Origin of the sequence: Corynebacterium sp. (assembly GCF_052107835.1) — a bacterium.
Taxonomy (GTDB): Bacteria; Actinomycetota; Actinomycetes; order Mycobacteriales; family Mycobacteriaceae; genus Corynebacterium.
In genome coordinates this window covers 15,332-33,983 of sequence record NZ_JBQEDF010000037.1, presented here as the reverse complement: position 1 = coordinate 33,983, position 18,652 = coordinate 15,332, and the positions used below count along the sequence as shown (strand labels likewise).

Here is an 18,652-nt window from a genome sequence, read left to right as displayed (position 1 = left end):
GTGGAGTTCAAGTTCAACGTGTAGCGCCAGGGGGCAAGAGTGAGCACCAGCGCCACGGTTCTACGCGCGACGTCGGGTGACATAGACGCCGCCTCGACGATGCTGTCCCGAGCATTCGATAACTACCTCTGGACTCGATGGTCGGTTCCTGAGGACGGCTATGCCGAACGGCTGAGAGGACTGCAGGGCCTCTACCTCAGCTACGCACTGAATGAAGGTGTTGTACTTGTCGCGGGACCGGTCGACGGCGTAATTGCACTGTTGTCTCCTGATGTGGCCGCGCCATCGGAAGAGTTCCAATGACTGGACGTTGGAGACTGTTGGGGTGCATCCGGACCACCGGGGCATAGGTCTCGGCAGCGCGTTGATTAGTGCAGGTCTCGGGGTCGTGTCGGCTGCCGGTGGCGCGAACGTTGCCCTGGAGACATCGTCCGAGGCTAATGTCCGGTTCTACGAGCGACTGGGGTTCGCTGTCGCGGGAACGACGCGTACTGTGGGATGGTCGGTGGTGTATTCGATGGTCCGCCGCGGTGGCAGCGGCGGTAACGGAGAGAACGGTCCACGGTGGTCGATGACGCGGTGGAGTTCCCTGACTGTTTCCCTGGCATCCTGCGGGTTGTTGACGTGGTGGCGAGATGCTCGCTTCGGTCAACTCTGTGACTTCATTTGACTGTAGTGCTCCGGTCATAGTGCCGACTGTCCCTGATCGCACCGCTTTACAGGCATCAACTTCAGTTGAAACGAACAAACCGGTGCGCTGAGGTACCTGTGGCCAGAGCTCATCGCTCAACTGTGGTGGCGGACCGGCCACAGAAATGAAAGGAGAACTTGTAGGCGCCCCACTCTGCCTAGGATCGAGGAATATCCGGGGCGATCGCGGTTGTTACAGACCCCAGAATGCGCGGGAGGGCGGTGCGCGCCGAGGGTCTGGAAGAGATCTGTCACGGTGCGTACAAGTCACTGTAGATCGCATCACTCCTGCGGACACAGGGTGAACGAGGCTTGAATTCCGTATTATGAACGGGTAAAGGTACTAGTGGCTCTGTATCGGGCCGCAGGGTAGCGCGTCCTGCGCGTGATGCGCGCGACGTGGGAAAGATGAGGTTTTCTTTTGTCTGGTCACAGCATGACCACGGTTAAGCGGGTCGGCTCCATTGTGGGGCACGTCCTGCTGTACCTGCTGATCTGGGCAGGAATTACGCTGCTTATCGTCGGCATCGGCATCCATATCTTCTGGGGCTCGATCACTGTCGACCAGATGATGATGAACCTCGTCGCCGCGCAGACCGACGGCGGGGGCGGTGCCCTCGTCCTGATAGGCATCCTCGCCTTCGGTGTACTTCCGGTGGTCCTCACCGCCGGGATCGCGTTCTGGCAGTACCGCCGCAAGCGCAAGCAGAAGCGTCTTGCCAGCGCCGGTGAAATATCCCTTCCGCACGAGCGGCGCTGGCTCACGCGCACGGTCTCCGCCGTGATGGTCGCCGCTATCGCCGTGGCCGGCACGACAGCCTTCGGTACCTCGGTGCACGTCACCGACTACATCCGGGCCGCCAACTCCGCCTACACGATTGACCAGTACTACAAGGATCCGGTCGTCACCTCCGACCAGGACAAGCGCAACGTGGTGATGATCTACCTGGAGTCCGGCGAGGAAACGCTCTCCGACCCGGAACTGTTCGAGAAGGACCCCTTCGAGCCGCTCAAGGACGTCACCCCCGAGGAGGCCGGCTGGAACAGCGTCGACGGTCTCCAGCAGAACGAGGGCGGCGGATGGACCATGGCCGGCATCTCCGGCACCCAGTGCGGTGTCCCGCTGAAGGGTAACGGCCTTCTGAGCGGGCAGTCCGGCCTCAACTCGCTCGGCTCGGACGTCGGCAACTACCTCGGTGGACTGAACTGCGTCGGTGACGTCCTCAAGGACCAGGGTTACCGGAACGTGTTCATGGGCGGGGCCGCCGGGTCCTTCGCCGCCAAGGACCAGTACCTCACGACCCACGGCTACGACGAGCAGTACGACCTCGACGACTGGCGTGCGAAGGGCGAGCCGGACGATCAGTTCCGCGACGACTGGGGCCTGAGCGACAAGCGCCTCATGGAGAACGCGAAGGAACAGGTCGACTCCCTGCACGCCGAGTCCACCGAAACCGGTCAGCCGTTCAACCTGTCCATGCTGACGGTCGACACGCACGAGCCCGTCCACATCTACGACTACTGCAACGTGGACACGGAGGAAGAGGTCACGTCCATGTACGCCTGCTCCATGACCCAGGTGGCTGGCTTCGTGGACCACATGGAGAAGCAGGGGTACCTCGAGGACACCTCGGTTGTCATCATGGGTGACCACCTGAAGCACATGGGTGCGAGCAACGCCTTCCATGAGCAGCTCGACGACAACCCGAACCGGAGCATCTTCAACCGTTTCTGGGTCCCCGGCGACGACAAGAGGACCTCGACGATGCGTAGGGACGTCGACCAGCTGAACATGATGCCGACCATCCTGGAGGCTGCGGGCCTCGAGCTTGAGGACCGGCAGGCGGGCCTGGGCGTCTCCGCGTACTCACCGCAGATTCCCAAGAGTTCCGCGCAGAACATGGAGCCGGACGCCTACAAGGAACTGCTGGAGTCACGCTCCCCCGACTTCTACCATGAGGCCTGGGACGGCGAGGACCTGGATAACGGCTAGCCAGCCTGTCCAGCCGTATGAGCAACCCGCAGGAACCGGCCACCGCCGAAGAATTGATGCGCTCGCGGTTCCGGGCGTTCAAGGGGGAGGACGCCGGGTGGCTTCTGCGGACCTGGCATTCCTCGACGCGTCCGACCGACCTCGACTTCGTGGGCAACCCGCGCTGGCGGGGCCTGCAGATCGTTGACACCGTCGACGGGGGACCGGACGATGCCACCGGTGTCGTGGAGTTCCGGGCAACGTACGTCCGGGAGGACGGTGGAGTCGGCGTCCAGCACGAACGGTCCCGTTTCGTCCGGGAGGACGGCCGCTGGTTCTACGTTGACGGGGAGGTGCGCTGACACGGCAGAGGCACAGCATCGTGGGGATGTGGGTGGCTACTCCGGGCAGGGCGGATGGTGTGAGGGAGCAAAGCTACAGTTTCTCGTAGTCGCGGCGCACCAGTGTCTTGCCGTTGGGCAGTGGGTACTGGTCACACAGAACCTCGCTGAAGCCTGTCGCACGCAGGGTGATCGTCAACGCGTCGGCGTCGATGTCCGATGAGACGGGGCCGAGAGCGTCGAAGGAGCCGGTCCATTGTGTCCTGCTCACGAACGCCGTCCTGTCGTTCCGTTGGACGACACAGGACAGCGCCCCGATCCGGTCAGCGTTCGCCGCAATGAACGCGACGAATTCGTCCAGGCCCACGTATTCAACTATCAGGTTGGCAATGAGCAGGTCAACGGGCTCGAGTACGACCGTGCGGTCGATGCCGGCCTCGATGAGGCGCAGGCGTCCACCCAGAACGTGCCGGAACCTCGCCTCGCAGGTGGCCAGGTACACCGGGTTGATGTCGTAGCCGTAGACGGCATCAACGTCCTGCGGAGAGATGAGGTCGAGCCCGTTGCCCCCGGCGATGCCGAGTACGCCGAGTGAACGGTGGGGATGTGATGCGAGCTGGCGGCCGGTGATTTCCCGGAGTTGCGGCAGCTGCCCGACGCTGCTGTCGGCCATGTGCCGTTCGTAATCCTGGAGCGGGATTCCCAGCCAGGGGTGGGGCGGTTCGGCTGAATCTTCCGGATCGGGAGTTGGGCGCATGGATCAAGTCTGCCCTACCCCAGGAGTGTGGGCTCAATTCCCCTGGGTCCACCCGGAGTGTCCACTGTCCGGGGGAAGGGGCAGCCCACTGCCCTTGGCGAGGCTGTGTCCGTCCGGCAGATACCATGGGGGAGATACCTTTTGCCCCCGAAGCATGAATTGAGGAGTTCACATGTCGTCTGAAGGCCGGGTAGTCATCCTGGGAGGTCACGGAAAGACCGCATTGCTCACTGCCCCGCGGCTGGTCGCTGAGGGGTTCACCGTCGATTCCGTGATCCGTAACCCCGCGCAGTCGGACGATGTCGAGGAAACCGGGGCGAGTGCCGTTCTGCTGGACATCGAGAAGGCGTCCACTGAGGAACTCGCCGGTCAGTTCGACGGTGCAGCTGCGGTCATTTTCTCCGCTGGCGCGGGGGGTGGGGATCCGGAACGGACGAAGGCTGTGGACTACGAGTCCGCGGTGCGTGCCGTGGACGCTGCCGTGCAGGTCGGCGTGCCCCGGTTCTTCATGGTCTCCTACGCCACCGTGAACCTCGACCCGGGCCGTGTGGCCCCGAACGACTCCTTCTACCCCTATGTGATGGCCAAGCACGGGGCGGACGCCCACCTGCGCGACAGCGGGCTGGACTTCACCATCCTCGGGCCCGGGACACTCACCATGGAGTCAGCCTCGAAGAAACTCACCATCGCCGATGCAGACGGCAGGGTGGACGGGCTCGAGCCGGCCCGTGAGCCGGGGAAGAACGACACATCGCGTGACAACATTGCTGCGGTGATCGCCCACGCCCTCGCGCGGGACGTGGCGCACCGGTCGACGGTGAACTTCTACGACGGCGACACTCCGCTGGAGGACGCCGTCCGCTAATCGGGGGATTCGTCGTGGAGCCGGGGTTCCACGCGCTTCTCCGGGAAGAACCCGGCCTTGTCCGCGTAGAATTCACGGATCCTGTCCATGTCGGCGGCGACATCCCCGGTCAGTGACATTGTCGGTCCGAGGCCGGTGGTCATCGTGGTTCGGTCGACGTAGCCCAGGGTGACGGGGAGCCCTGTTGACCGTGCGATCCTGTAGAACCCGGATTTCCAATGACTGTGGCTGCTGCGGGTACCGTCCGGGGCGACGACCAGACCGAAGGTCCGGCCGGAGTGGAGCCGGCCGACGAGGTCATCGACCATTCCGGCCGGATTCTCCCGGTCGACGGAAATTCCTCCGAGCATGCGCATCACGGGTCCCCTCCATCCCGTGAACAGATCGTCCTTCCCCAACCAGTGGACGTCGATGCCCTGTCGCCAGGCGATGGCGAGCATGAGGATGAAGTCCCAGTTGGAGGTGTGCGGTGCGCCCAGGAGGACAGTGGGGGACGAGGGGGCGGGGGAGGAGTCCAGCGTCCACGGGCTGAAGAACCAGAAGACACGGGCGACGAGGCGTCGGATCATCGTCCTAGAATACAGCGAGTCTCATTCCGTTACCTTCGATCCAAAAACCAGCCGTGTTCGCAGTGACGGCGGTAGCATGACGGTCAGAGGGCCCACGGTTCGCGGAATGGGAGTCAACGCAGTGGTCAGTGATGGTTCGGGGAGGTCGCACCAGGTCCAATTGAGGAGACTGCGCCTTGGCGATACCGATGACGTTCTCGCTGCCTTCACCTCGAACCGGGACATGGGAAGGCAGGGGGATGTCTCCAGCAGAATTGAGGCGGAACGTTACGTTTCCGCACTTCTGGATCCGGACGGAGTGCACAGGCCATGGGCTGTCACGCGCGCGGACAGGCTTATTGGACTTGTGTGCGTGGATCTGGACGAGACCAACCGTACGGGTTGGTTCTGGTACTGGATGGCGGATTCTGAGCGTGGACGCGGTTGGGCGTCCCGCGCCGCAGCGACGGTGGCCGACTGGGCACTGGACGAGTTGGGCCTGGAACGGCTGGAGCTCGGACACCGGGTCAACAACCCTGCATCAGGTGCGGTGGCACAGACTGCTGGGTTCATCAGGGAGGGAACAGAACGGGGGAAGTTCCTTGTGGACGGCGTGCGGATAGACGTTCACACATACGGGAGGCTCCGGTCGGATCCGCGTCCGCAGTATGTCTCGATCGACATGGAGAACCGCGACACTGAGGACCGCGGGCGGGAGTCGTAACGGAACCAGAGGGTCCAACCGGCCGTACCGACCCCTTACCGGGCTGAACGACGACTGAGGATCGCTGCGCTTCTGCTGCGCAGGAACCGGATTCACCCTAGCCTAGGGAACATTGCTGTCGTGACGAGAATGCAATAGCGAACGTGTCTACAGTGCCGGAGTGCACGGAACGGAGAACGGCCCATGGCGTCGGACGACGACCAGGACAAACCGGTGAAACCCACCCGCCGCGAGGCAGCCAAGAGCTTCATCCGTGAAGTGACCTACCCGCACAGTATTCACCCCGCGCTCGTGCCAGGGGTGTCCGTCGAGGACCAGAAGATCCGGTACAGCATCGACTGGCGCATCGTCAGCGTGGTCGGCTTCCTGATCATCTCGTTCGTCATCTGGGGCGTGGTGTCCCCGGAGCAGGTGTTCGATGTCTCCACCGAGGCCCTCAACTGGGTCATGGCGAACCTCGGCTGGGTGTTCACGGCCCTGGCCACGGGACTGATGTTCTTCCTGCTCATCCTCGCCTTCAGCCGGTACGGGAAGATCCCGCTCGGCCTCGACGGCGAGAAGGCGGAGTACTCCACGGGTTCATGGACGGCGATGCTCTTCGCCGCCGGCATCGGTATCGGCATCATCTTCTTCGGGCCGTTCGAGCCGCTGACCTACTACCTCGAGCCGCGTCCGGGATCCTACGAACCCGCCTCGCAGGAGGCGGTCAAGGGTGCGATGTCGCAGGCGGCGATGCACTGGGGAATCAACGCCTGGGCGATCTACGCGATCGTCGGACTCGCCGTTGCCTACGTCTCCTTCCGTCGTGGCCGGGTGCCGTTGATGAGCTCGATCCTGATGCCCCTGTTCGCGGTGAAATCCACGGACACGTTGCCTGCCCGGATCATCGACGGCATGGCGATCATCGCGACCCTGTTCGGCACGGCCGCGTCCCTCGGCATCGGTGCCCTGCAGATCGCCAAGGGAGTGGAGGTCGTCTCCGGCTGGTCCCCGGCGGGGAACACCTTCGCCCTGGTCATCATCGTCATCCTGACCATCGGTACGATCATGTCCGCGGTGTCGGGTGTAGCCCGGGGCATCCGCTGGCTGTCCAACGTCAACATGGTCCTCGCCATGGGTCTCGCGGCGTTCATCTTCATTGTCGGCCCCACGGCCTTCCTGGCGAACATGATCCCCGCCGTGATCGTCGACTACATCGGCTCGATGCCGGACATGCTGTCGGCCAACATGGGCGAGGGCGAGGAGATGCAGACCTTCCTCTCCGGCTGGACCACCTTCTACTGGGCATGGTGGGTCTCCTGGTCGCCGTTCGTCGGCGTCTTCGTGGCCAAGATCTCCCGTGGCCGCACGATCCGCCAGTTCATCCTCGGTGTCCTGTTCATTCCGTCCACCATCATCGTCCTGGCGTTCACCATCATGGGCGGCACGTCCATCTGGCTGCAGCGCCAGCACGGCGAGATCGCCCCGGGCGATGATCCGTCGGCACTCCCTGCACCGGAGGAGATCTTCTTCACCGCCCTCGACTACCTGCCGGGAGCGGGCATCGTCGCACCGGTGGTGATCGTGATGCTCGCGGTCTTCTTCATCACCACCGCGGACTCGGCGTCCCTGGTGAACTCCCAGCTCTCGCAGCGGGGCAACCCCTACCCGCGCAAGGGAGTCACCGTGTTCTGGGCGGTGTGCATGGCCGGTATCGCGATCGTCATCCTCGTCGCGGGCGGGGAGGACGCACTGCAGGGCCTGCAGAACTTCATCACGGTGACCGCGCTTCCATTCGCGGTGATCCTGGTGCTGATGGCGATCGCCCTGGTGAGGGAACTCAGGAGTGATCCGTTCACGATCCGCACGGAGTTCCAGGACCAGGCGCTGTCGAATGCAGTGGTCCACGGTGTCCGCGATCACGGCGACAACTTCGCCATCACGGTGGAGGAGACCGAGCCCCGGAGCGACTACGCCACGGGCGGCGACTTCAACTCAACCTCGGCGGAGGTCACCGACTGGTACACGCGCACCGATGAGGAGGGAAACCCTGTCGACTACGACTACGAGACAGGCGAGTACGTCACCGACGGGGACGCGGTCAAGGACGACGCAGACCGGGACGAGGGGCAGAACGGCGGACGATAGCCCTCTCAGTGCAGGGTCAGCGTGTACTCCCGCTCCTCGCTGTAGACGTCGAATCCGCAGCGGGACAGAGTCCCCGCGGACGTCGGCACCCGGCCTTTGACGACTGCCGTGTGTGCTCCCACGGACAGTCCGTGGCGCATGCGCTCCGCCAACACGGCACGGTAGGCGCCCATACCTCGGAACCGGGGAAGGGTGGCGGCGCCCCATAACCGCACGACGCCGTCAACGATCGTGCATCCGCCGGTGCTCGCCGGATGGCCGCCCACGCGGGCGAGTGCCCGGGCCCCGGTGGCATGGGAGAGGTTCTCCGACGTCCGGAGGAGTTCCTCGTCCGCAGCTGCGTCGGAGATCGGTTCCTGCCCCCACACCGCAGCCTCGACGGCATCGACGTCCTCAATCTGTCTGCGGGAGCGGACGATCTCGGCCGTCAGTGGCATCGGTGATCCCCCGGCGCCCAGGGCGGTGGCGGGCACCGGAACGGCGGGACCCGCCAGGGGGCGGGCGAAGACGGTGGTCGTGTCGGAGTGCAGGGCACCCCGGCCCAGGAGCTCATCCTCAATGTTCGGATGGTCGGTGTCCGAGACGGTGAACCGGACGGTTGATTCATTGCGGGCCCGCGCCCAGGAGACTGCCCGGTCCACGACAGTCGATGCCGGGGCACGCGAGTCGACCTGGTGGGCTTTCACACCACTTCCGAAACGTGGCGGGTAATGGACCAGCAGCAGGTCGTCGCGTTCCTGCGTGCCCCCGTCCGGCAGCCAGGACCAGCCTGCGGCGTGTCGCAGGACCTCGGACAGGGAGAGGGGAGCCGGGGGCATGGCCTTACCGTACATTGCCGCGCGCACTATCCCACGCGGCCGATCCGCATGCGCGGCGCTGGTTTACCCAGGGGTCACGCTGATCCGCACCGTCGTGTCGGGCCGGGTCCGCAGAGACAGGATCCCGCTCTCTTCGTCCCATCCGGTGATCTCGGCGCCATCCACCTCCGGAGAAAAGTCTAGCCTGGTGTAGCGGAAGATGACGAGACCCGACAACACCCACAGAAGGGACCGAAAATGACCGAGAATATTGCTGTTGTGACTTTCCCCGACACCTCTGATGCGTATCAGGCGTTCTCCGCGCTGAAGACGGACCCCGTCGGCTACGCCGTCGATTCCGCCGGCATCGTCGAGCGTGACGAAAACGGTGGCATCCGGATCCCGGAGGGGTACAGCGCGGAGGCGGGGAGCGGCGTCGGGAAGGGGTCGCTGATCGGCATGCTGGTGGGAGTGCTCGGTGGTCCGCTGGGCGTGCTGTTGGGTTGGGGCCTCGGTGCCTCGATCGGCGCACTGACGGATTCGGACAAGGCCGAGGATGTGTCCTCGGCCCTCCAGCAGTTCGGGCGCCGCGTCCCGACCGGGAAGAATGCCCTGGTCCTGCAGACTGATGAGGAGACCACCGGCGGGCTGGATAATTTCGTCGAACGCTACAACGGTGACATTGTGCGTAGGCCGGTCAGTGACGTCCTTGCCGAGGTGGAGGCCGCCGAACAGGCGTCCCGGAAGGCGAGCGAAGCGGCTGAAGAGGCGTTGAAGGAGCAGAGGAAGCGCGAACGCGAGGGCCACCGCGAGGAGCGGAAGCAGGAGCGCCAGGAGAGGATTGAGCAGTTGAAGGCGAAGTTCGCTTAGCCATTCTTCAATACGGGCATCACCGGGCTTCCTGCTAACATGATCCTTTTGCTGAAATTAAAGGAAGAGAACGTTAGTGGGAAGAAAACCGGGAAAGTCGGCCGCTGGGGCCGACCGGATGCTGTGGGCGGACACGGCCAAGGGTCTGTCGATCATGGGGGTGTGCCTTCTCCACTCCGGAGTGCCCGACGACTCTTTCCTGTCGGTATTCTCCGAGGCGCTCGATCCCATCAGGATGCCGCTGTTCTTCCTGGTGTCAGGAATGTTCGCGCACCGGGTCATTGAACGTACTCTCGGGGACCTCTGGTTCAGGCGACTGTGGTTCCTGCTGGTCCCGTATCTGGTATTCACCCCGTTCGAGGCCGCCTACCGGTTGAACTGGCGTGGGGACCTGGACTTTTCGACGATGCTCTGGTCCATTCTGGTGGGATCCCCGGCTATCTGGTTCCTGCACGCGTTGATGGTGTTCAATGTCGCCGCCTGTCTGTTGCGGAAACTTCCACCGGTGTGGGCCGTGGTGGCGTCGGTTGTCCCATTGGTGGTCGTGCTCGTCCTCGACCTCAACCAGTTTGCGTCGGGCAGGGAGATCATCCATCTCATCACCTACGCCCCGGCGTTCTTCCTGGGGCTCCACGCACGGACCCTGTGGTTCCGGCTCGCGGACGCGGCAGCCGCACGGAGGACGTGGTTGCCGGTCCTGCTGGCGGCGGTTCTGGCGTACACGGCCTGGTGGTCGATCAAGCTTCCCGTGGTGGAGCACCTCCGCGAGGAGGGGTGGAGCTCCCGTGCGCACGTCATCAACGCGATGGTGGGCAGCGCAGGAGCGCTGCTCACGGTGCCGTTGGGCATTGTTGTTGCCGCCTGGATCGCGCGCACGCCGTACCTGGCGCGGGTGTTCGCGGCAGTGGGACGCAATACGCTGCCGATCTATGTGTCGCACCAGGCAGTGATGTTCGTCGTCCGCCACGAACTCGCGCCGTGGCTGGTGGAGCTGGATCCGGAAAGTTGGGGATTCCTGGAGGGGGAGTACGCCCGTTTCGTGATGGGCGTGCTCAGCTGCGTGGTCGCCGGTCTGGTCTTCTACGTTGTCGGGAGGACGCCGGTTGTCGGGTGGATTCTCTATCCGCCTGCGTTGCCGAGGCGTCCGAAGGGTTCGGGCCGTGCCGGCATTCGAGAGGTTAATGCAGGTCATCGTCGTGGCATCGGAGATTCCGGGGCTGGATTCGCGAAAACCGGGACAGCGGGTCCTGACGCCGCTAAAGTTTGATCTTTGAACGCCATTTTCCCCACTATCAAAAGAACTTTATTTGAGTAGTGGTAAATCGTTCGATATTTTATGCTTTCGGGGGTGGGGTGCTATTCTCCGCGAGAGGTATTCGTGGAGAATAACGTACGGAGGGAAGTAGGAGAGGCTCTCCTATGTTGATCACCGAGAATACCCATGGAGGTATTCTGATGTTGGCAGAATCAATCAACCCGAAACACGGGTGAAATAGATTCACCGTAGATTCGGATCCGCCATATTCAGGACACCCCACCTGATCCGACGATTCAACTGGAGAGACATCCCATGACAAGTCACAAGCCGTCCACGTGGGCACGACGAAAAGTGCCCGTCGCCATCACAGCAATCGGAGCGCTGACCCTGGCGTCCTGCGGGGGTGGGGGTGACGACGGAGGGGACAGCAACGGCGCAGACGGCGCGGTCAGTGTCTACAACTGTGAACCGCAGTTCTTCATGCCCGGAAACTCCACCGAAGTTTGTGGCTCGAAGATGCTGGAGCAGCTCTTCACCGGACTGACCACGGTCGACTACGAGACCAACGAGGCCGGTCCCGGTGTCGCGAGCGACTGGGAGTCCAACGACGACCAGACGGAGTGGACCTTCAACCTGGACGAGGGATGGACGTTCCACAACGGTGACGAGATCACCGCGCAGACCTTCGTGGACACCTTCAACTGGACGCTGGATCCGGACAACACCCAGCAGAACTCCAGCTTCTACGACGTCTTCGTCGGTTACGACGACGTCGTCGACGGGGATGCGGAGGAGATCGAGGGCATCCAGGCGACGGACGACTACACCCTGGAGTTCCAGACCGCCGAGCCGTTCTCCCCGCTGCCGCTGATGCTGTCCTACACCGGCTTCTACCCGCTGCCGCAGGCCGCCTTCGACGATCCGGAGGGTTTCGAGCAGGAGCCGGTCGGCAACGGCCAGTACCAGATGGACGGTGCGTGGGAGCACGACGTGGCGGTCAACATGGACCGTTACGAGGACTGGGGCCTGGAGTCCACCGACGGCCCCGAGCGCATCGAGTGGCGCATCTACAACGATATCGAGACGGCCTACACCGACGTGCAGGCAGGCGAGCTGGATATCCTCGACCAGGTGCCCCCGAACCGGCTCGGTGCCGTCGAGGGTGACTTCGGGGAGAACTCGAAGGAGTCGGAGACCGCGTCCTACGAGTACATCGGTCTCCCGATCTACCAGGAGGAGTTCGAGGACCCGGACGTCCGCCGCGCGCTGTCCATGGCGATCGACCGTGACGAGATCATCGACAACATCTTCGACGGTGCGCGCACGAAGGCCGAGGGCATCATCCCGCCGATGCTGCCCGCCGCCGGCGAGAGCGACTGCGAGGCGTGCGAGTTCGATCCCGAGGCCGCCGCTGACCTCTACGAGGAGGCTGGTGGTCCGTCCGAGATCACCTACTACTTCAACTCCGGAGCCGGCCACGAGGACTACGTGGAATCCATCGCCAACATGTGGCAGGAGCACCTGCCGATCGACGACGTGAAGTTCGAGTCCCTCGAATTCGCCCAGTACCTGGACCTGCAGGACGCCCGGGACCTGACCGGTCCGTTCCGCCTCGGTTGGGCGCTGTCCTACCCGAGCCCGCAGTACGCGATGGAGCCGATCTACACCACCGGCGCCAGCTCGAACTACTTCGACTTCTCCAACGATGAGTTCGACGACCTCATCGCCCGGGCCAACGCCGCCGACCCGGAGGACGCCGATGCCCTGTACCAGCAGGCTGAAGCCATCCTGCTGGAGGAGATGCCGGGGGTGCCGCTGTGGTTCCGTCCGGAGACCTCCGTCCACACGGACCGGATCGACAACGGTTCCATCGATGTTGACCTGCGCAGCTTCCTGCGTGTCGAGCAGCTGGTGATCAACGAGTAATCCCGGACGCGCGACCCACTTATCCAGACCACAACCGAACTGACCTGGAGAGATTCTCGTGACCCCGAGATCCACAACTGAGACGCCCCCACACCCCCGATGGCGTCACGCCGGAGTCGTCGCCACTACGGTGACTGCGGCGCTGGTCCTGTCCGCCTGCAGCGGCAGCGACGACGACTCCGACGAAACTGGAGCCGACGGCGGTACAGCCGGAGGCGGCACCATCAGCAGCTACACCTGCGAGCCACAGAACCTGCAGCCGGGAAATAACACGGAGAACTGCGGTTCCCGCGTCCTGCAGCAACTGTTCACCGGCCTGACCCAGGTCGACTTCGACTCCTACGAAGCCAATCCCGCGGTGGCCACCGACTGGGAGACGGAGGACCAGACGACCTGGACCTTCACCCTCTCCGACGAGTACACGTTCCATAACGGTGACCCCGTCACTGCCCAGACCTTCGTGGACAGCTGGAACTGGGTCGTCGACCCCGACAACGCCCAGTCCGCGGCAACGTTTCACGACAAGTTCCTGGGATACGACGAGGTCGTCGACGGCGACGCCGGGGAGATGGAGGGGGTGCGTGCCGTTGACGACACCACCCTGGAAATCGAACTCACCGAGCCCTTCGGCCAGCTTCCCGTGATGCTGACCTACCCCACCTTCTACCCGATGCCGGCCGAGGCCTTCGAGGACATGGATGCCTTCCAGTCCTCGCCCGTCGGCAACGGCCGCTACGAGATGGACGGCGAGTGGGTGCATGACTCCGAGATCAACATGACCCGTTTCGAGGACTGGCCGGGGGAGGACCCCGGCAAGCCCGAGCGGATCGAATGGCGAATCTACAACGACGTCGAGACCGCGTACCTCGACGTCCAGTCCGGGGAACTCGACATCCTGAGTGAAGCGCCACCCAACCGCATCCCGCAGATCGAGGCGGACTTCGGGGAGAACTACTCCCAGAACGAGTCCTCGCGTCTGGTTTATCTCGGGGTACCGGGTGGCCAGGAGGAATGGTCAGACCCGGACCTCAACCGGGCCCTGTCGATGGCCATGGACCGTGAGGAGATCAACGACAACATCTTCGACGGCGCCATGACCCCGGCAAAGGGATTCCTGGCACCGATCCTTCCCGCGTCCCGCAATGACGAGGACGTCTGCGAGTACTGTGACTTCGACCCGGAAAGGGCCACGGAACTCTGGGAGGAAGCCGGCGGCCCCAGTGAGTTCACCATGTACACGGACACTGGTACCGGCCACGACGAGTACGTCGAGGCCGTAGCCAACCAGTGGCAGGCGAACCTCCCGATCGACAACATCAATTTCGAGTCGCTGGAGTTCGCCCAGTACCTGGACCTCCACGAACAGCGTGACGTTACCGGACCGTACCGGCTCGGCTGGCTGCTGGCCTACCCCAGTGCCCAGTACGCGATGGAGCCGCTGTACACCACGGACGCCTCGAACAACTACGGCGACTACTCCAACCCGGAGTTCGACGAGGCCCTCGACCGTGCCAATGAGGCGCCACCGGAGGAGGCCGACAGTCTCTACCAGGAGGCAGAGGACATCCTGATGGAGGATATGCCGGTCATGCCGCTGTTCTACCAGGACTACTTCGTCGTCCACACACCCCGCGTCGACAACGTCTACTCCGATCTCGCCAGTTACGTGCGGGTCGAGGACGTCGACGTCATCGAGGACTGATCCGGCCATGGACGCCCGCCCGGGAATCACACTCCCGGGCGGTCTCCATGCTGCAACAAAGAAGAAGGACAAGACATGACTGGCTACATCGTCAGACGTCTGCTGCAGTTCGTCCCTGTGGGTATCGCCGCGACCCTCATCGTTTACGCGATGGTGTTCCTCATGCCCGGCGACCCGATCCGCGCGCTCGCCGGTGACAGACCCATGAGCCCGCAGGTGCAGGACGCACTGCGCGACCAGTACAACCTCGACGACCCCTTTCTCATCCAGTACGGGAAGTACATGTGGGGCGTCTTCACCGAAGGAGACTTCGGCACCACCTTCCAGGGCCGACCGGTCATGGACATCATCCAGCAGGGCCTGCCGGTCACACTGACACTGGCGGCCGTCGCATTCGGCTTCCAGGTGATCTTCGGCATCACCGCCGGCATCCTCTCCGCCGTCTACAAGGACAGCTTCTTCGACCGCCTGGTCCAGGTTTCCCTGGTCGTCGTGGTCGCCCTGCCGACCCTGGCCATCGCATTCCTGCTGCAGCTGCTGTTCGGGCTGAACCTGGGGTGGTTCCCCATCGCGGGCAACCGGGAGGGGCTGATCAGCTACGTCCTCCCCGGCATCGTGCTGGGCGCGGTGTCGACCGGCATCGTGGCGAGGATGCTGCGCACCGAGCTCATCGAGGCGATGCAGTCCGACTACGTGCGTACCGCCACCGCCAAGGGGATGAAGGATCGTCGGGTCATCACCCGCCACGCACTTCGCAACTCCCTGATCCCGGTGGTGACCTTCCTGGGTGCGGACCTGGCCACGATGATGGGCGGCGCGATCGTCACCGAATCAGTCTTCAACCTGCCGGGACTGGGCGGGCAGGTCTTCCGCTCGATCCAGGCGCAGGAGAACACGGTGGTGGTGGGGATCGTCACCCTCTTCGTGATCTTCTATGTGGTGGTCAACCTGCTGGTCGACCTCCTCTACGCCCGCCTCGACCCACGAATCCGCTACGACTAGGAGCGCCGTCATGACTGATGTGAACAAAGTACATCCCGGCGGGGTCCCGTCGGACGGCCCGCAGGAATCCCCGGCGGGCAAGGGCAGCAAGGGCACGGAGGACGCGAGCCTCTGGGTCGACGCCTGGCGCATGCTGCGCCGCAATCCCTGGTTCGTGATCTCCGGCGTCCTGCTGCTGGTGATGATCGTGATGGCGGTGTTCCCCCGGGTCTTCACGAGCACGAACCCACGGCACTGCCCACTGTCGAATTCCCGGCAGAACCCGTCCTCCGAGCACTGGTTCGGGACGGACATCCAGGGCTGCGACTACTTCGCCCGCGTGGTCTACGGTGCCGGGGACTCCATGACCGTCGGCGTCATCGTGTCGCTGAGCGTGATGGTCATCGGCGTGGTGTTCGGCCTGCTGGCCGCCTACTACGGCGGGTGGGTCGATGCGCTGATCATGCGCCTGACCGACCTGGTCTTCGCGATCCCCTACATGCTGGGGGCGCTGGTGTTCCTCGCGGTCCAGGAGAACCGTGGCGTGTGGGACGTCTCGATCATCCTCATCGTCTTCCTCTGGCCCACGGTGGCCAGGTTGATGAGGGGATCGGCCCTGGCCGTGATCAACAACGACTACGTGATGGCCGCCCGCGCCCTCGGCGCCGGCCCGTTGACCATCATGTGGAAGCACATCCTGCCGAACTCGATCGGACCGGTGATCGGATACACCGCCGTGAACACCGGTGTGATCATCGGCGTGGAGGCGACACTGACCTTCCTGGGTGTCGGACTGCAGCTGCCGGCGATCTCCTGGGGTCTGCAGCTCAATGACGCCCAGGGCTATCTCCAGCAGATGCCCCACCTGCTCGTGTTCCCCCTGATCTTCGTCGCCCTGACCGTGTTCTCGTTCACCACCATGGGTGAGGCACTGCGCGACGCACTTGACCCGAAGTCGAAGAAGAGATGAGTGCGATGACCACCAACAATCAACAGGCACCCGGTGACGGGCCACTCCTCGAGGTCGTGGACCTCCAGGTGGAGTTCGACACCAAGGCCGGGCCGGCGAAGGCCATCAACGGACTGAACGTCACCCTGAACGCCGGGGAGACCCTGGCGATCCTCGGTGAGTCCGGGTCCGGCAAGTCCGTCACGGCCCAGACCATCATGGGCATCCTCGACATGCCGCCGGGGAAGATCACCGGCGGTGAGATCCGCTACCGCGGCGACAACCTCCTCGAGATGACCGGCGAACAGCGGCGCAGGCTGCGTGGCGTGGACATCTCCATGATCTTCCAGGACGCCCTGTCCTCACTGAACCCGGTGATGAACGTGGGCTGGCAGATCGGCGAGATGTTCCGCGTCCACCGTGGCATGGGTCGCAGGGAAGCCCGCGAAAAGGCCATAGAGCTGATGAAACGGGTCGGTATCCCGGCCGCCGAGCAGCGGGTGGATGACTTCCCCCACCAGTTCTCCGGCGGAATGCGACAGCGCATCATGATCGCCATGGCGATCGCGCTGGACCCGGACATCCTCATCGCCGATGAGCCGACCACCGCCCTGGATGTGACGGTCCAGGCCCAGGTGATGCGGCTGCTCAAGGAACTGCAGGTCTCCAACAACATGGGCCTGATCCTGATCACCCACGACCTGGGCGTGGTGGCCGATGTCGCGGACAAGATCGCGGTGATGTACTCCGGCCGGGTCATGGAGACCGCGGACGTCCACGAGATCTACGCCAATCCCGGGCATCCCTACACCGAGGGGCTGCTGGAATCACTGCCCAGGATCGACGAGGAGGACGACCGGCTCCACGCGATCAAGGGGATCCCGCCGTCCCTGACGGAGATGCCGTCTGGCTGCCCGTTCAGCCCGCGGTGCCCGTACGCCACCGACCTGTGCCGCACGGAACGTCCTGAACTGATGCCAGTCTCGGACGGACACATGTCGGCCTGCCACTACCGCGAGGAACTCGTCGCGGGGACCCTGGAACGTACCGTGCAGGCCGACGGGGCACCCGAGCACAGCGCCGCGTCCGGTGCGGCCACCGATCCCTTCGCCGACGCCGAGGTTGTCCTGGACGTGAAGAACCTCGTCCGGCACTTCCCGGTGAAGGAGGGCATCGTCTTCAAGCGACAGACCGGTGCGGTGCAGGCGGTGGACGACGTGAGTTTCCAGCTGCGCAAGGGGGAGACCCTCGGTATCGTCGGCGAGTCCGGCTGCGGAAAGTCGACCCTGGCGAAGCTGCTGATGCGGCTGGAGGAGCCCGACTCGGGCTCCGTCCGGTTCAAGGGGGAGGACTTCCTGTCCCTCAGGGGTGATGCCCTGCGTAAGGCCCGCCGGAAGATCCAGATCATCTTCCAGGACCCGTACACGTCGCTGAACCCCAGGATGTCCGTCGGCGACATCATCGCCGAACCGTTCAAGCTGCACCCGGACGCCAAACCCGCCCAGGGCGTGCGCAACCGGGTCAAGGAACTGCTGGAGGTCGTGGGCCTGGACCCCGACCACATCAACCGCTACCCGCACCAGTTCTCCGGCGGGCAGCGCCAGCGCATCGGCATCGCCCGCGGCCTGGCGCTGAACCCGGACGTGATCATCTGCGATGAGCCGGTGTCCGCGCTGGACGTGTCGGTGCAGGCGCAGGTGATGAACCTGCTGGAGGACCTGCAGGAGGAGTTCGGGCTGAGCTACATCTTCATCGCCCACGACCTGTCGGTGGTGCGCCACATCTCGGACCGGGTCGGCGTGATGTACCTGGGCAAGCTCGCCGAGCTCGGGGACGACGAGGAGATCTACGGTGCCCCGGCGCACCCGTACACCCAGGCGCTGCTGTCGGCGGTACCGGTGCCGGATCCGTCGGTGCGTGGCGAGCGGCAGGAGATCGTCCTGAAGGGCGATCCGCCGAACCCGGCGAATCCGCCGTCGGGCTGCCGCTTCCGGACGCGCTGCTGGAAAGCCACGGACATCTGCGCCGAGCAGCTGCCGTTGCTGGAGGTCCGCAGCGGTATCACCCAGCAGGCGGCCTGCCACCACGCCGCACGGAACGAGGAGGTGTCCGCGCTGGAGGGCGGGGAGTGATTCCGGGTTGTTC

The 18,652-nt window shown here is 64.1% G+C and carries 17 protein-coding genes; 14 read left to right on the top strand and 3 right to left on the bottom strand.

Annotation, left to right across the window (positions count from 1 at the left end):
• Positions 1-39 precede the first annotated feature (39 nt).
• From ACTIL2_RS10050 to ACTIL2_RS10035, 4 genes are all read left to right on the top strand, one after another.
• Complete coding sequence (locus tag ACTIL2_RS10050; RefSeq protein WP_442337331.1) at positions 40-303, top strand: hypothetical protein; 264 nt, start codon at positions 40-42, stop codon at positions 301-303.
• Positions 272-670, top strand: a complete 399-nt coding sequence (locus tag ACTIL2_RS10045; RefSeq protein WP_442337330.1) for a GNAT family N-acetyltransferase — start codon at positions 272-274, stop codon at positions 668-670. Before ACTIL2_RS10050 ends, ACTIL2_RS10045 begins: the two co-directional genes overlap by 32 nt.
• Before the next feature lie 456 nt (positions 671-1,126).
• Complete coding sequence (locus tag ACTIL2_RS10040; protein WP_442337329.1) at positions 1,127-2,683, top strand: LTA synthase family protein; 1,557 nt, start codon at positions 1,127-1,129, stop codon at positions 2,681-2,683.
• 17 nt (positions 2,684-2,700) lie between these two features.
• Positions 2,701-3,024 carry a YchJ family protein gene (locus tag ACTIL2_RS10035; RefSeq protein WP_442337328.1) on the top strand — a complete coding sequence of 108 codons (324 nt, stop codon included), beginning with the start codon at positions 2,701-2,703 and terminating at the stop codon, positions 3,022-3,024.
• 73 nt (positions 3,025-3,097) lie between these two features.
• Here the strand turns inward: ACTIL2_RS10035 and ACTIL2_RS10030 are convergent, their stop codons facing one another.
• A complete protein-coding gene (locus ACTIL2_RS10030) occupies positions 3,098-3,676 on the bottom strand; it encodes a hypothetical protein (protein ID WP_442337327.1) in 579 nt (192 codons plus the stop codon).
• Positions 3,677-3,932: 256 nt separating this feature from the next.
• Between ACTIL2_RS10030 and ACTIL2_RS10025 the strand changes: the two genes are divergently transcribed.
• Complete coding sequence (locus tag ACTIL2_RS10025) at positions 3,933-4,625, top strand: NAD(P)H-binding protein (protein ID WP_442337326.1); 693 nt, start codon at positions 3,933-3,935, stop codon at positions 4,623-4,625.
• Here ACTIL2_RS10025 and ACTIL2_RS10020 read toward each other — a convergent pair.
• The gene (locus ACTIL2_RS10020) at positions 4,622-5,194 is read right to left on the bottom strand and encodes a 1-acyl-sn-glycerol-3-phosphate acyltransferase (RefSeq protein ID WP_442337325.1); all 573 of its coding nucleotides are present in this window, start codon (positions 5,192-5,194) and stop codon (positions 4,622-4,624) included. The two genes, ACTIL2_RS10025 and ACTIL2_RS10020, sit on opposite strands and share 4 nt — an antisense overlap.
• Before the next feature lie 76 nt (positions 5,195-5,270).
• On the opposite strand from ACTIL2_RS10020, the gene ACTIL2_RS10015 reads away from it, so the two are divergent.
• Together ACTIL2_RS10015 and ACTIL2_RS10010 are read left to right on the top strand one after the other, a co-directional pair.
• On the top strand, positions 5,271-5,897 hold the full coding sequence (locus ACTIL2_RS10015; protein ID WP_442337324.1) for a GNAT family N-acetyltransferase: 627 nt from the start codon (positions 5,271-5,273) through the stop codon (positions 5,895-5,897).
• A gap of 183 nt (positions 5,898-6,080) precedes the next feature.
• Complete coding sequence (locus tag ACTIL2_RS10010) at positions 6,081-8,024, top strand: BCCT family transporter (RefSeq protein ID WP_442337323.1); 1,944 nt, start codon at positions 6,081-6,083, stop codon at positions 8,022-8,024.
• Positions 8,025-8,029: 5 nt separating this feature from the next.
• On the opposite strand, the gene ACTIL2_RS10005 is transcribed toward ACTIL2_RS10010, so the two are convergent.
• Positions 8,030-8,842, bottom strand: coding sequence for a hypothetical protein (locus ACTIL2_RS10005; RefSeq protein WP_442337322.1), 813 nt, complete (start codon positions 8,840-8,842; stop codon positions 8,030-8,032).
• A gap of 237 nt (positions 8,843-9,079) precedes the next feature.
• Between ACTIL2_RS10005 and ACTIL2_RS10000 the strand changes: the two genes are divergently transcribed.
• From ACTIL2_RS10000 to ACTIL2_RS09970, 7 genes are all read left to right on the top strand, one after another.
• On the top strand, positions 9,080-9,691 hold the full coding sequence (locus tag ACTIL2_RS10000) for a DUF1269 domain-containing protein (RefSeq protein ID WP_442337321.1): 612 nt from the start codon (positions 9,080-9,082) through the stop codon (positions 9,689-9,691).
• 76 nt (positions 9,692-9,767) lie between these two features.
• The gene (locus ACTIL2_RS09995) at positions 9,768-10,958 is read left to right on the top strand and encodes an acyltransferase family protein (protein ID WP_442337320.1); all 1,191 of its coding nucleotides are present in this window, start codon (positions 9,768-9,770) and stop codon (positions 10,956-10,958) included.
• Between the two features lie 303 nt (positions 10,959-11,261).
• The gene (locus ACTIL2_RS09990; protein ID WP_442337319.1) at positions 11,262-12,875 is read left to right on the top strand and encodes a peptide ABC transporter substrate-binding protein; all 1,614 of its coding nucleotides are present in this window, start codon (positions 11,262-11,264) and stop codon (positions 12,873-12,875) included.
• Positions 12,876-13,005: 130 nt separating this feature from the next.
• Positions 13,006-14,577, top strand: a complete 1,572-nt coding sequence (locus ACTIL2_RS09985; protein WP_442337318.1) for a peptide ABC transporter substrate-binding protein — start codon at positions 13,006-13,008, stop codon at positions 14,575-14,577.
• Between the two features lie 75 nt (positions 14,578-14,652).
• Complete coding sequence (locus ACTIL2_RS09980; RefSeq protein WP_442337317.1) at positions 14,653-15,579, top strand: ABC transporter permease; 927 nt, start codon at positions 14,653-14,655, stop codon at positions 15,577-15,579.
• A 10-nt stretch (positions 15,580-15,589) separates the two neighbouring features.
• Positions 15,590-16,528 (top strand): ABC transporter permease, encoded by a 939-nt coding sequence (locus tag ACTIL2_RS09975; protein ID WP_442337316.1) that lies wholly within the window; start codon positions 15,590-15,592, stop codon positions 16,526-16,528.
• Positions 16,529-16,533: 5 nt separating this feature from the next.
• Positions 16,534-18,639, top strand: coding sequence for an ABC transporter ATP-binding protein (locus ACTIL2_RS09970; RefSeq protein WP_442337315.1), 2,106 nt, complete (start codon positions 16,534-16,536; stop codon positions 18,637-18,639).
• Positions 18,640-18,652 lie beyond the last annotated feature (13 nt).